The sequence below is a fragment of the Cellulomonas fimi genome (genome assembly GCF_028527925.1).
GTDB classification, from domain to species: domain Bacteria; phylum Actinomycetota; class Actinomycetes; order Actinomycetales; family Cellulomonadaceae; genus Cellulomonas; species Cellulomonas fimi_C.
Genome location: NZ_JAPESW010000002.1, coordinates 24,904 through 37,549 on the forward strand (window position 1 = coordinate 24,904; position 12,646 = coordinate 37,549).

At 74.6% G+C, this 12,646-nt stretch carries 12 protein-coding genes; 5 read left to right on the forward strand and 7 right to left on the reverse strand.

The window, feature by feature from the left end; genetic code table 11:
- Nucleotides 1-23: 23 nt before the first annotated feature.
- The 5 genes from OMK64_RS01075 to OMK64_RS01095 form a co-directional block, all read right to left on the reverse strand.
- Complete coding sequence (locus OMK64_RS01075; RefSeq protein WP_272726109.1) at nucleotides 24-434, reverse strand: VOC family protein; 411 nt, start codon at nucleotides 432-434, stop codon at nucleotides 24-26.
- 23 nt (nucleotides 435-457) lie between these two features.
- Nucleotides 458-877 (reverse strand): helix-turn-helix domain-containing protein, encoded by a 420-nt coding sequence (locus OMK64_RS01080; protein ID WP_272726110.1) that lies wholly within the window; start codon nucleotides 875-877, stop codon nucleotides 458-460.
- A 28-nt stretch (nucleotides 878-905) separates the two neighbouring features.
- A complete protein-coding gene (locus tag OMK64_RS01085; protein ID WP_272726111.1) occupies nucleotides 906-1,574 on the reverse strand; it encodes a response regulator in 669 nt (222 codons plus the stop codon).
- The gene (locus OMK64_RS01090) at nucleotides 1,571-2,824 is read right to left on the reverse strand and encodes a sensor histidine kinase (RefSeq protein ID WP_272726112.1); all 1,254 of its coding nucleotides are present in this window, start codon (nucleotides 2,822-2,824) and stop codon (nucleotides 1,571-1,573) included. The genes OMK64_RS01085 and OMK64_RS01090 overlap by 4 nt, the downstream gene beginning before the upstream one ends.
- A 114-nt stretch (nucleotides 2,825-2,938) precedes the next feature.
- Nucleotides 2,939-3,364, reverse strand: a complete 426-nt coding sequence (locus tag OMK64_RS01095) for a ChaB family protein (RefSeq protein ID WP_272726113.1) — start codon at nucleotides 3,362-3,364, stop codon at nucleotides 2,939-2,941.
- 158 nt (nucleotides 3,365-3,522) lie between these two features.
- Between OMK64_RS01095 and OMK64_RS01100 the strand changes: the two genes are divergently transcribed.
- Both OMK64_RS01100 and OMK64_RS01105 read left to right on the forward strand, forming a co-directional pair.
- Nucleotides 3,523-4,371: a pentapeptide repeat-containing protein gene (locus tag OMK64_RS01100; protein WP_272726114.1), complete on the forward strand. Its 849-nt coding sequence runs from the start codon at nucleotides 3,523-3,525 to the stop codon at nucleotides 4,369-4,371.
- Nucleotides 4,372-4,529: 158 nt separating this feature from the next.
- Nucleotides 4,530-7,193: a sodium-translocating pyrophosphatase gene (locus OMK64_RS01105; RefSeq protein WP_272726115.1), complete on the forward strand. Its 2,664-nt coding sequence runs from the start codon at nucleotides 4,530-4,532 to the stop codon at nucleotides 7,191-7,193.
- Between the two features lie 90 nt (nucleotides 7,194-7,283).
- On the opposite strand, the gene OMK64_RS01110 is transcribed toward OMK64_RS01105, so the two are convergent.
- Both OMK64_RS01110 and OMK64_RS01115 read right to left on the reverse strand, forming a co-directional pair.
- Nucleotides 7,284-8,633, reverse strand: a complete 1,350-nt coding sequence (locus tag OMK64_RS01110; protein ID WP_272726116.1) for a sensor histidine kinase — start codon at nucleotides 8,631-8,633, stop codon at nucleotides 7,284-7,286.
- Between the two features lie 4 nt (nucleotides 8,634-8,637).
- Entirely contained in the window at nucleotides 8,638-9,291 is a 654-nt protein-coding gene (locus OMK64_RS01115; protein WP_272726117.1) for a response regulator transcription factor, read from the reverse strand.
- Between the two features lie 179 nt (nucleotides 9,292-9,470).
- On the opposite strand from OMK64_RS01115, the gene OMK64_RS01120 reads away from it, so the two are divergent.
- The 3 genes from OMK64_RS01120 to OMK64_RS01130 are packed head-to-tail and all read left to right on the forward strand — an operon-like array spanning nucleotide 9,471 to nucleotide 12,545.
- On the forward strand, nucleotides 9,471-10,649 hold the full coding sequence (locus OMK64_RS01120; RefSeq protein ID WP_272726118.1) for a LolA family protein: 1,179 nt from the start codon (nucleotides 9,471-9,473) through the stop codon (nucleotides 10,647-10,649).
- Nucleotides 10,646-11,641, forward strand: a complete 996-nt coding sequence (locus OMK64_RS01125) for an ABC transporter ATP-binding protein (RefSeq protein ID WP_374694050.1) — start codon at nucleotides 10,646-10,648, stop codon at nucleotides 11,639-11,641. Before OMK64_RS01120 ends, OMK64_RS01125 begins: the two co-directional genes overlap by 4 nt.
- On the forward strand, nucleotides 11,628-12,545 hold the full coding sequence (locus tag OMK64_RS01130; RefSeq protein ID WP_272726119.1) for an ABC transporter permease: 918 nt from the start codon (nucleotides 11,628-11,630) through the stop codon (nucleotides 12,543-12,545). Before OMK64_RS01125 ends, OMK64_RS01130 begins: the two co-directional genes overlap by 14 nt.
- Nucleotides 12,546-12,646: the final 101 nt, after the last annotated feature.

A 12,646-nucleotide genomic window follows, 5' to 3' on the forward strand; every position in this document is an offset into this window, starting at 1 on the left:
GCGCACCGTGCCCGGCGAGCACGTCAGCGGTGCGTCTGCGCGATCCGGACGTGGTTCCCGAACGGGTCGCGCAGGCCGAAGTCGATGCCGTACGGCCGCTCGGTCGGCTCCTCGGTGAGCTCGACGCCCCGCTCCTTGAGCGTCGCGTACGTCGTGTGCGCGTCGTCGGTCGTGAGGAAGAGGTGGCCGCCCGTCGCGCCCTTCGCGACGAGCTCGCGGACCTGCTCGGCGGTGCCCGGGTCGAGCGACGGCGGGCCGGGACGCTCGAGCAGCACCTCCCGGCCGGCGTCGCCCGGCACGCGGACCGTGAGCCAGCGCATGAAGCCGAGGTCCTGGTCGGTGCCGACCTCGAACCCCAGCTTGCCGACGTAGAAGTCGAGCGCCTCGTCCTGGTCGAGCACGTAGATCTGGGAGATGGAGATGGAGTTCAGCATGCCGCCGACGCTACTGAGCGCCGTCAGGTCGACGCTTCTCCGAAACTGCTCGGCCTGACCCAGGCCTTGGTGAAGCACGTCGGCGCGATGGCGAGCGGCCCGCGCGCCCGGTGCTGGGTCGGCGACTCGCCGACGACGTCGCGGAACGTGCGGCTGAACGTCCCGAGGCTCGTGAAGCCGACGGCCAGGCAGATCTCCGTGACGCTGCGGTCGGTCTCGCGCAGCAGCAGCATCGCCCGCTCGACGCGACGACGCTGCAGGTAGCGGTGCGGGGTCTCGCCGAACGTCGCGCGGAACGTGCGGATGAAGTGCGCCTCCGAGACGTGCGCGACCCGCGCGAGCGACGGCACGTCGAGCGGCTCGGCGTACGCGCGGTCCATCGCGTCGCGGGCGCGCAGCATGCGGCGGTTCGTGTCCTCGACGGCCTTGCTCACGCTCGTCATGGAACCACCTGGCACGTGCCGCCCGCGCTCAGGCCCGCTCGTCCCCCGCCTCGTGCACCCAGCGGGCGATCTGCACCCGGTTCGTCGCGTCGAGCTTGGTGAGGACGTTCCCGACGTGCGTCTTCACGGTCGCGACGCCCAGGTGCAGGGCCCGCGCGATCTCGGCGTTCGACATGCCGGCGCCGACGGCCTCGGCGACCTCGCGCTCGCGGTCGGTCAGCGTCGCCAGGAGCGCGCGGGCCCGCTCGCGCGGCGGGTCGCCTGCGGGTGCCGCCGTGACGGCGGCGATGAGCTGCGACGTCACGCTCGGCGACAGCATGGGCTCGCCCTGCGCGACGCGGCGGACGGCCGCGACCAGGTCGGGCGGCGGGGTGTCCTTGAGCAGGAACCCCGCCGCCCCCTGGCGCAGCGCGGTGAGCACGAGGTCGTCGGCGTCGAACGTCGTGAGGACGATGACGCGCGCGCGGGAGCCGAGGTCGCGCAGCCGCCGGTGCGCGGCCAGCCCGTCCATGCGCGGCATCCGGACGTCCATCAGGACGACGTCGGGCGCGGTGCGGACGACCACGTCGACGCCCTGCTGGCCGTCGGCCGCCTCGCCCACGAGCTCGAGGTCGGGCGCGCCGCCGAGGATGAGCCCGAGACCGGTGCGCACGAGCGGGTCGTCGTCGACCACGACGACCCGGACCGCGGCCGTCATGCCGCCCACGGCAGACGTGCGCGCACCACGAAGGTGCCGTCGGGCTGGTAGCCGTGCTCGAGCTCGCCACCGGCGAGCGTCGCGCGCTCGGTGAGCCCGACGAGCCCGACCCCGGGCCGGTGCCCCTCACCCGTGGTGAGGAGCGCACGGTTGCGGACCTCGACGGCGAGCTCGCCGCCCGGCACGCCCGCCAGCACGACCTCGACCGGCTGACGCGGCGCGTGCTTGCGCGCGTTCGTGAGCGCCTCCTGCACGACGCGGAAGGCCGTGCGGGACACCGACGCGGCGAGGTCGCGCGCGGCCTCGGGTGCGAGGCCGTCCGTGTCGAGGACGACCTCGGCGCCCGCCTCACGGGCCTCCGCGACGAGGGCGGGGATCTCCTGCAGCGTCGGCTGCGGCCGCTCAACGGCGTCGGGCTGCGACGGGTCGCGCAGGACGCCGAGCACGTCGCGCAGCTCGGCGAGCGCCGCGTGCGCGGCCCCGGCGATCGTGCCGGCCGTCTCGACGACCTGCTCGCGCGACAGGTCGTCCCGGTACGCGAGCGCACCGGCGTGCAGCGCGACGAGCGAGATCCGGTGCGCGAGGACGTCGTGCATCTCGCGCGCGATCCGCGTGCGCTCCGCCTCGCGCGCGACCTCCGCGGCGAGCGCCCGCTCGCGCTCGGCGGCCTGCGCGCGGGCGTGCAGCGACGCGACGAGCTCGCGCCGCGTCGCGATGCCGTGCCCGGTGCCCACGGTCACGGCGAGGACGAGGACGCCGATGAGGATGTCGGTGAGGTGCGTGACGGGCGAGGTGTCCGTCGACCACACCCGCGGCACGTGGACGAACGTCGAGTAGAGGGTCGCGGCGAGCCACGTGAGCCCGACGACGACGAGCCAGCGGCCGCGCCGCCACGTCGCGAGGGACACGATCGCGAACGTCGCGGGCCCGACGGCGACCACCGAGACGGCGGTCGCCGCGGTCGCGGCCACCGCGACGGCGAGCGGGTGGCGCCGGCGCAGCGGCAGGAGCGCGAGCGTGACGACGCCCAGGGCGAGGTCGAGCAGGATCGCGCCGCCGACGACCTCGTCGGGCGGGCGTGCCGCGGTCTCGCCGACCGCGTCGGGCATCGCGAGCGTGATGACCTGCGCCATCCACAGCGCGACACCCAGCCCCGCGGCCAGCAGGTACCGCCACGCGCGCGACCACCCGCGCCAGCGCGGGTGCAGCCAGACGTCGGGCGTCGGCGGCGCGGCGACGACGGAGGACATGGCAGCCAGCGTAGAGGCCACGGCCCTTGCGCAGGTCAGCCGTCGGACTGGTCCGTCTCCACCCTTGTGCGGAGGCCGTCCGGGTGCACGGCGTCGGGGGCGAGCGCGTCACCGTCAGCCCAGCGCGGCGCGCGAGCGGCGGTCGTTCTCGCGCTGGATGGCGTCGACGAGCTCGGCCTTGGTCATGCGCGAGCGTCCGCGCACCTCGAGCTCGGTCGCGACGTCGTAGAGGTGCGCCTTGGACGCGTTCGCGTCGACGCCGCCGGCCGTCGGTGCGTCGCTGTCGAGCCCGCCCTCCTCGGCCCGCGGGTCGGACGGCCCGTACTCCTCCTTGGGCCGCCAGCTGTCGCCGACCTTCTCGTGCGTGTGCTTGAGCGCGGCGAACGCGACGCGGTACGCGCGCTCCTCGTCGCCGCCGTACTGCTCGAGCGCGGCGTCGTGGGCGTGCGCGAACGTCCGCTGGGCCTTGCCCCCCGAGCGCTGCAGCGTGCTGGGCAGCTCGTCGGGGATCGGGTCGCCGTTGCGCTTCGTCTTGGGCACGGTGCGGCTCCTTCGGCGTCGTCGGTCCGACCTCCATCGTGCGGCCGCGGCGGTCCGGCCGCACCGCGGCGGAGCGTCGTGCCGCCCGCATGCATGCCCGGGTCCTCGCCGCACGCCCGCGGGTAGGCTCGCGCGGTCGGACGGCGGGAGGTGACGGCATGGCGGCGGCGCCCGACGGCAGGACGGTCCTCGACCTGCGTGCCGACTGCGCACGCTGTGCGGCGCTCTGCTGCGTGGGCCTGCCCTTCCAGCGTTCCGCGGACTTCGCGTTCGACAAGCCCGGCGGCGTGGCGTGCCGCAACCTGCGCGACGACCTGCGGTGCGGCGTCCACGCGCAGCTGCGCGAGCGCGGGTTCGCCGGGTGCACGGTGTTCGACTGCTTCGGCGCCGGGCAGCACGTGACGGCGGCGTTCGAGGGGCGGGACTGGCGCGACGGCCCGGACGTCGCGGGGCCGATGTTCGCGGCCTTCGGGGTGCAGCGGCGGCTGCACGAGCTCGCGTGGTACCTCGTCGACGCGGTGGACCGCCCCGTCGACGCCGCGCTGCGGGACGAGGCCCGGGCTGCGCTCGCCCGCGTCACCGCGGTGGCCGACGCGGCACCGGACGCACCCGCGCGGAGCGACGTCGACGACCTGCACGCGTCCGTCGTCGACGTGCTGGGCCGTGTCAGCGCGGCGGTGCGCGGTGCGGCGCGCCGGTCGCTGCCCGGACGGCGACGCGACCGGAGACGGGCCGACCTGGTCGGTGCACGGATGGGCGGCGCGGACCTGCGCACCGTGGACCTGCGCGGCGCGTGGCTCATGGGAGCCGACCTGCGGGGTGCGGACCTGCGTCTCGCGGACCTCGTCGGCGCGGACCTGCGTGGTGCGGACCTGCGCGGCGCCGACCTGTCCGACGCCCTCTTCGTCACCGGTCCGCAGGCGGCCGCGGCGCGCGGCGACGCGACGACGCGACTGCCCGGACGCGTGCGCCGTCCCACGCACTGGACGGCCGCGCCCACGCGCTGACCTGCAGCGACGGCGTGTCACGTCCGACACGCCGGGCGAACCGGGGGCGGCTCCCCCGCACGGGCGAGCGCCCGGGACTGAGGTCACACGTGCGCCAAGACCCGCCGCTCTACGTTCGAAGAACGAGCAAAGGGTTTCCGCACGAGCCGAGGAAGACCGTGTCCACAACGCCGTCGCGCGCGAGCGCGACCACCACCTGTCCCGTCGCCCGTCCCGCCGCACGACACACCCCTCCCCCGGCTCGCACCGCCGGTCGCACCCGCACCGCCACGACCACCGCCGGCTGGCTCGCCCTCGCCGCCGTCGTCGCCCTCCTGTCCGGCTGCGCCAGCACCACGTCCACCGGCACCTCCGACGGAGCGCCGCACGGCGGCGAGGCCGGTCTCACGCTCCCGGACCTGTCGTCCGTCACGATCGCGGGCCTGCCCGGGCGGGTCTGGCTCGGCGTCGGGCTCGTCGTGTGCGCGCTCGGGCTCGCGTTCGGGGTGACCGTCGTCGCACAGCTCAAGCGGCTGCCCGTGCACGGGTCGATGCGCGCGGTGTCCGAGCTCATCTACACGACCTGCAAGGCCTACCTCGTGCAGCAGGGCCGGTTCCTGCTCGTGCTGTGGGGCTTCATCGCCGCGGTGATCGTCGTCTACTACCGCGTGCTCGTCGGGTTCGACTGGGGACGCGTCGCCGTCGTCATCGCGTTCAGCCTCGTCGGCATGGCGGGGTCGTACTCGGTCGCGTGGTTCGGCATCCGCGTCAACACCTACGCGAACTCCCGGACGGCGTTCGCCGCGCTCCGCGGACGTGCGTTGCCGCTGCACCGGATCCCGCTGCGGTCCGGCATGGCGATCGGCATGGTGCTCATCAGCCTCGAGCTCGCGATCATGCTGGTCATCCTGCTGTTCCTGCCCGGCGACCTCGCCGGCGCGTGCTTCATCGGGTTCGCGGTCGGCGAGTCGCTCGGCGCCGCGGCGCTGCGGATCGCCGGCGGCATCTTCACCAAGATCGCCGACATCGGCTCCGACCTCATGAAGATCGCGTTCAAGATCAAGGAGGACGACGCCCGCAACCCCGGCGTCATCGCCGACTGCACGGGCGACAACGCGGGCGACTCCGTCGGCCCGAGCGCGGACGGGTTCGAGACCTACGGCGTCACGGGCGTCGCGCTCGTGACGTTCGTGCTGCTCGGCGTCCCCGACCCCGGCGTCCAGGCTGCGCTCCTCGTCTGGATCTTCGTCGTGCGCGCGGTGATGATCGCCGCGTCGGGCGTCTCGTACACCGTCAACGACCTGTGGGCGTCGCGCCGCTACGCGAGCGCCGAGCGCATGGACTTCGAGAAGCCGCTCACGTCGCTGGTGTGGCTGACGTCGGCCGTCTGCATCGCCGCGACCTTCGCGACGACGTGGCTCGTGCTCGCCGACGGCACGCCCGGCCTGTGGTGGAAGCTCGCGACGATCATCTCCTGCGGGACCCTGGCGGGTGCGCTCATCCCCGAGCTCGTCAAGGTGTTCACCAGCACCGGCAGCCGGCACACGCGCGAAGTCGTCGCATCGTCGCGCGAGGGCGGGCCGTCGCTCAACATCCTGTCCGGTCTGGTCGCGGGCAACTTCTCCGCCTACTGGCTCGGCATGGCGATCGTCGTGCTCATGGGCGCCGCCTACCTGGTGAGCGAGCTCGGGCTCGCCGACGTCATGCACGCGCCCGCGGTGTTCGCGTTCGGGCTCGTCGCGTTCGGGTTCCTCGGGATGGGACCCGTGACGATCGCGGTCGACTCCTACGGTCCCGTGACCGACAACGCGCAGAGCGTCTACGAGCTGTCGGGGATCGAGCAGGCCGACGAGGACGCACTGGTCGAGGACCTCGGCGGCGCGCCCGCGTGGGAGCACGCCAAGCAGCTGCTGGAGGAGAACGACGGCGCGGGCAACACGTTCAAGGCGACCGCCAAGCCCGTGCTCATCGGCACCGCCGTCGTCGGCGCCACCACCATGATCTTCTCGATCATCATGGGCCTCACCGAGGGCTTGACGACCGGTCTCGAGAACCTGTCGCTGCTGCACCCGCCCTTCCTGCTCGGCCTCGTCGCGGGCGGCTCGGTCATCTACTGGTTCACCGGTGCCTCGACCCAGGCCGTCACGACCGGCGCCTACCGGGCCGTCGAGTTCATCCGCACGCACATCCGCCTCAACGGCACGGCCGCAGCCAGCGAGGCCGACTCGCGCCGGGTCGTCGAGATCTGCACCCAGTACGCGCAGCGCGGCATGCTCACCATGTTCCTCGGGGTGTTCTTCGCGACCCTCGCGTTCGCGTTCGTCGAGCCGTACCTGTTCGTCGGCTACCTCGTGTCGATCGCGCTGTTCGGCCTCTACCAGGCGATCTTCATGGCCAACGCGGGCGGCGCCTGGGACAACGCGAAGAAGATCGTCGAGACCGAGCTGCACGCCAACGGCACCCCGCTGCACGATGCGACCGTCGTCGGCGACACGGTCGGCGACCCGTTCAAGGACACGTCGTCCGTCGCGCTCAACCCGGTCATCAAGTTCACGACGCTCTTCGGGCTCCTGGCCGTCGACCTCGCCGTGCAGCTGTCCGGGCAGGGGCGTCACGCGCTCGTGCTCGTGCTCGCGGGGGTGTTCTTCCTCGCCTCGACGTACTTCGTGCACCGGTCCTTCTACGGGATGCGCATCGAGTCGCACGTAGCGCCGGCCGAGCCCGAGGCGCCGCGTGACGCCGAGCCGGTCGCCCGCGAGGAGGTCGGCCCGGACGACGAGACCGCCGCCCTGCTCCCGCAGCAGCCGTCGCCCGCCGACGACGCGGTCCCGACCCGCGTCTGACCCCACGCCCCCGGACCGGACGCGGAAGCCGACCCCCGTCCGGTCCGGGCCCGTCCCGTCGCGCGCCGCCGAGCCCTGGGCACCGTTGCGTCAGCCCGGCAGCCGCACCTCGGCGCGCAGGCCGCCGAGGGTCGCGTCGGCCAGCACGACGTCCCCGCCCTGCTCGCGGGCCATCTCGCGGGCGATGGCGAGTCCCAGGCCGCTGCCGCCCGCCTCGCGCTCGCGGGCGTCGTCGAGGCGGACGAACCGCTCGAAGACGCGCTCGCGGTCGCCGGCCGGGACGCCCGTGCCGTCGTCCTCGACGACGACCGACCCGTCGGCGACGGTCACGACGACGCGCGACGCGGCGTGCCGCAACGCGTTGCCGACGAGGTTGCGCACGACCCGGCCGGTCGCGACGGCGTCGCAGCGCGCGTGCCCGGCACCGTGCACCTCGACGGCGACCGTCGACGACGCGCCGGTCTCGCCGTCGACCACGTCGGCCACGAGCGCGGCCAGGTCGACGTCCTCGGTACGCAGCGGTGCGGACCCGACGCGGGCGAGGAGCAGCAGGTCGTCGACGAGCGACTGCATGCGCGCGGCCTCGCGCTCGGCGTCCGCGACGACCTCGGTCTGCGGGTACGCGTCGGGGTGGGCGCGCGCGACGTCGAGGGTCGCGCGCAGCGACGCGAGCGGGGACCGGAGCTCGTGCGCGGCGTCGGCGACGAAGGACCGCTGCCGGGCGGCGCTGGTCTCCAGGCGGTCGAGCATGTCGTTGAGCGTGCGGGCCAGCGCGGCGAGCTCGTCGTCGACGGGCGGCACCGGGAGCGAGCCGGAGCCGCCGGTGCGGGCGACGTCGGCGGCGGCGCGGCGCAGCTCGTCGACGGGGCGCAGCGCGCGGCCGATGACGGCCCAGATCGTCGCGGCGAGCAGCGCGGTGAGGACGGGCACGACGACGACGAGCGCGAGGCGCAGGGCACCGACCAGCCCGCGGACCTCGTCGAGCGGCACGGTCGCGACGGCCACGACCGGCTCGCCGCGGTAGGTCGCGTTGCGCAGCGCGACGCGTGCGTCGGGGTCGTAGCCGCTGTCGGTCGTGGTGGAGACGATCACCTCGCCACCGTGCGGGCGCAGCGCCGCCAGGGTGTCGGCGGGCAGGACGGGCAGCGTCCTGGACGCGTTCGCCGACGACGCGAGCACGCGCCCGTCGGCGTCGAGGAGCTGCGCGATCTCCCCGCGCTCGGCGACGGGCAGCGGGTCGGGGACGCGGTCGGCGTCGGCGAGCTCGGCCACGGTGTCGACGCGGTCGCGCACGGTCTCGTCGAGCGCGGAGACCCGGCCCGCGGACAGCACGGACGTGAGCACGACCGCCCCGACGGCGAGCGTCACCATGAGCAGCCCGGCGGTGAGCGCGGTCAGCCGCAGCCGCAGCGACCCGCGCCAGACCCGTCGGCGCGCCACGGCGTCAGCCGGCCACGCGGTACCCGGCACCGCGGACCGTCGCGACCGTGTCGCGGCCGAGCTTGCGGCGCAGGTAGCCGACGTAGACCTCGACGACGTTGACGTCCTCGCCGGTCCCCTCCCACACGTGGTCGCGGAGCTCGACCTTGCCGACGACGCGGTCGGCGTGCCGCATGAGGTACTCGAGCAGCGCGAGCTCGCGCACCGTGAGGACGACCTCCTCACCGCCGCGCGTCACGGTCCGGGCCGACGGGTCCAGCACCAGGTCCCCGACGGTCAGCACCGCGGGCCGCACCTGCGGCGGGCGGCGCAGCAGCGCGCGGAGCCGGGCGACGAGGACGACGAACGCGAACGGCTTCGTCAGGTAGTCGTCGGCGCCCACGTCGAGCCCGTCGGCCACGTCGTACTCGCCGTCCTTCGCCGACAGCAGCAGCACGGGCGTGAAGACGTCCTGCGCGCGCAGCGCCGTCACGACGTCGTAGCCGTTGCGGCGCGGCAGCATGATGTCGAGCACGATCGCGTCGTACTCGTGGTCGAGGGCCATCTGAAGGCCGGTCTCGCCGTCGTGCGCGACGTCCACCGCGAAGCCCTCCGCCGACAGGCCGCGGTGCAGCGCGCTCGTCAGCCCGCGCTCGTCGTCCACCACGAGTACCCGCACGTCGGCAGCATGCCACCCGCCGCACGCCGGGGGGGCACCCGGCGAACGGAGTGCGTCTCAGGATGCCCACAGGGGGCGTGGCGCACAGTGGTCTCATGACCGAGACACAGCCCACCCCGCAACCGGCGGCCCCGGCACGCCGGTCCCTGTCCCCCCGAGCCCGGTGGGCGGTGCCCGCCGTGGCTGCCGTCGCCGTCGGTGCCGCCGTCATGGGCCCGCCGCTGTTCGCGAGCGCGGGCGACGACGGACTGCCGCCCGTCACGCCCGAGGAGCTCGTCGCGAAGGTCGTCGAGAAGGACGCCCCCGCCCTGTCCGGCACGGTCGTCTACACCGCACGCCTCGGCCTGCCGTCGATCCCGTTCGGCCCGGGCGGCGCGAGCGCCGACCCCGTGAACCTCATGTCCGGCTCGTCGACGCTGCGCCTGTGGTCCGACGGCGAGCAGCGGTCGCGTGTCGCGCTGCTCGGAGCTGCGTCCGAGTACTCGGTCGTGCACGACGGAGACGAGGCGTGGACGTACTCGAGCGACGACGACGAGGTCGTGCACTACACGGTCGACCCGGCCGACGCCGCGACGCTCGAGAAGCTCGCGACCGAGGGTCCCGCCGTGAAGGGCGACCTGCCGACTCCGCAGGACGCCGCCGAGCAGGCCCTCGCCCACGCCCAGGAGCTCTCGACGGTGTCCGTCGACGGCCAGACGACGGTGGCCGGGCGCGACGCGTACCAGCTCGTCGTCACGCCGAAGAGCACGACGACGCTCGTCGGGCGCGTCGTGGTCGCGGTCGACGCGACCGAGTGGACGCCCCTACGCGTGCAGGTGTGGAGCGCATCCGACGACACCGAGCCCGCGCTCGAGGTCGGCTTCACCGACGTGTCCTTCGCGACCCCGTCCGACTCCGTCCTCACGTTCTCGCCGCCCGCGGGTGCGCAGGTTCGCGAGGTCGTCGTGCCGCTGCCGACCGAGGCCGAGATCGCGGCCGCGGAGCAGGAGCACACCGACGGTGCGCTGCCGCAGGGCGTCACCGTGCACGGCGAGGGCTGGGACACGGTCGTCGAGCTCAGCGGTGTCGACGTGACCGGCGCGCTGGCCGGCGACCCGAAGGCGCTCGCCGAGCTCGAGGAGCACGAGCCGACGATCGGGTCGGACAGCGCGCAGGCGCTGCTCGAGGACTTCGGCGGCGACCCGTCGGACAAGGCGGACATGGGCGAGATCGACCCGTCGGCGCTGCTCGACTCGATCGCGAAGCCCGTCCCGGGCGGGCGCGTGGTGACCTCCGACCTGTTCAGCGTCCTGCTCACCGACGACGGCCGGGTGCTGGTCGGCGCGGTGTCGCCCGAGACGCTGCAAGGTCTGGCGTGAGCACGACCGTGCTCGACCCCGCGCGGGTCGGTCAGGGGTCCGGTGACGACACCGGGCCCCTGGCCGTGCGCACGGAGGGGCTGACGAAGCGGTTCCGCGGCGGGCAGGTCGCGGTCGACGATCTCGCGCTGCGGGTGCCGCGCGGGGCGGTGTACGGGTTCCTCGGGCCCAACGGGTCGGGCAAGACGACGACGATCCGCATGCTGCTGGGCCTCGTCCGCCCGACGGCCGGCGCGGCGTGGCTGCTCGACGCGCCCGTCCCCGAGGCGTCGGCGTCGGTGCTGCCGCGCGTGGGCGCGCTCGTCGAGGGTCCCGCGTTCCACCCGTACCTGTCGGGCCGGGACAACCTGGCCCGGCTCGAGGCCGCGGACGCGACGGCCGACCCGCGCACCGCCGACCGCCGCGCCGCGGAGGCGCTCGACCGCGTCGGTCTCGGCGCCGCGGCCGACAAGCGGTACCGCCAGTACTCGCTCGGCATGAAGCAGCGGCTCGGGCTGGCCGCCGCTCTCCTGCGCCCGCGCGACCTGCTGGTGCTCGACGAGCCGACGAACGGCCTGGACCCGCAGGGCACGCGCGAGGTGCGGCACCTGGTCCGCGAGCTCGCGGACGCCGGGACGACCGTGCTGGTGTCGTCGCACCTGCTCGCCGAGATCGAGCAGGTGTGCACGCACGTCGGGATCATGCGCGCGGGGCGCATGGTCCTGCAGGGCGACCGGTCCGTGCTCGTGGCGCGCGGGGCGTCGCGGCTGCGGGTCACGACGACGACCGGGCTCGCGGGTACTGCGGCGCGTGTGCTCGACACGCTCGGGCTCGACGAGGTCGCGGTCGACGGGCTGCAGGTGGACGCGCTGCTCGGCGACACCGCCCCCGAACGCGTGTCGGCGGCGCTCGTCGCCGCGGGCGTCGACCTCGTCGGGTTCGAGGTGCGGCACCCCAGCCTGGAGGAGATCTTCGTCGAGCTGACCGGGGAGGGTTTCGATGTCGCACGCTGACGCCGCACCGACCGCCGCACCGTCCGGCGTCACCACCACGTCGGCGGCCGTCGCGACCGCCGCGCCGCCGCTGCGTCCCGTGCGCGGCGCGTTCGGCCGCCTGCTGCGCAGCGAGCTGCGGCTCGTGCTGGGCCGACGCCGCAACCTGGTGCTGCTCACCGGCCTCGGCGCGGTCCCGCTGCTGCTCGGGCTCGTCGTCTTCTTCACGCGCGACACCGCGATGGCCGGCGAGGGGCCGGGCTTCATCGGCCGCGTCACGGAGAACGGGCTGTTCCTCGTCGTCGCGTCGGTCTTCGTCTGCCTGCCGTTCCTCCTGCCGCTCACGGTCGGCATCGCGTCGGGCGACGCGATCGCCGGCGAGGCGTCGACCGGCACGCTGCGCTACCTGCTCGTCACGCCCGTCGGGCGCAGCCGCCTGCTGGTCGTCAAGGCGATCGGCGCGCTCGCGTTCGTCGCGGCCGCGGTGCTGGCGATCGCGGTCGTCGGGCTCGTCGCGGGCGCGCTGCTGTTCGGGCTGCGGGACGTCGTGCTCCTCTCGGGCGACACCGTGCCGCTCGCGGCGGGTGCGCTGCGCGTCGCAGGCATCGTCGCGTTCGTCGGGCTGTCCATGACCGGGCTCGTCGCGGTCGGGCTGTTCTTCTCGACGCTCACGGAGGTCCCGGTCGGGGCGATGGCGGCGACGGTCGTCGTCGCGATCGTGTCCGGGGTGCTCGACACCCTCCCCGCGCTCGACGCGATCCGGCCGGGCCTGCTCACGCACCACTGGCTCGACTTCGCCGAGCTGCTGCGCATCTCCCCCGACTGGGGCGTGGTGCTCGGCGGTCTCGGGGTGCAGGCCGCGTGGGTCGCGGTGTTCGCGTCGCTCGCGTGGGCGCGCTTCACGACGGCCGACGTGTCGTCCTGACCCGGTGCGGTCGCGGGCGTCCACGACGCGGGACGCCCGCGACCGCCGGAAGCAGCACGGTGCCCGGACGGTTGACAATGGTGTCCCCGGATCGTCCGACA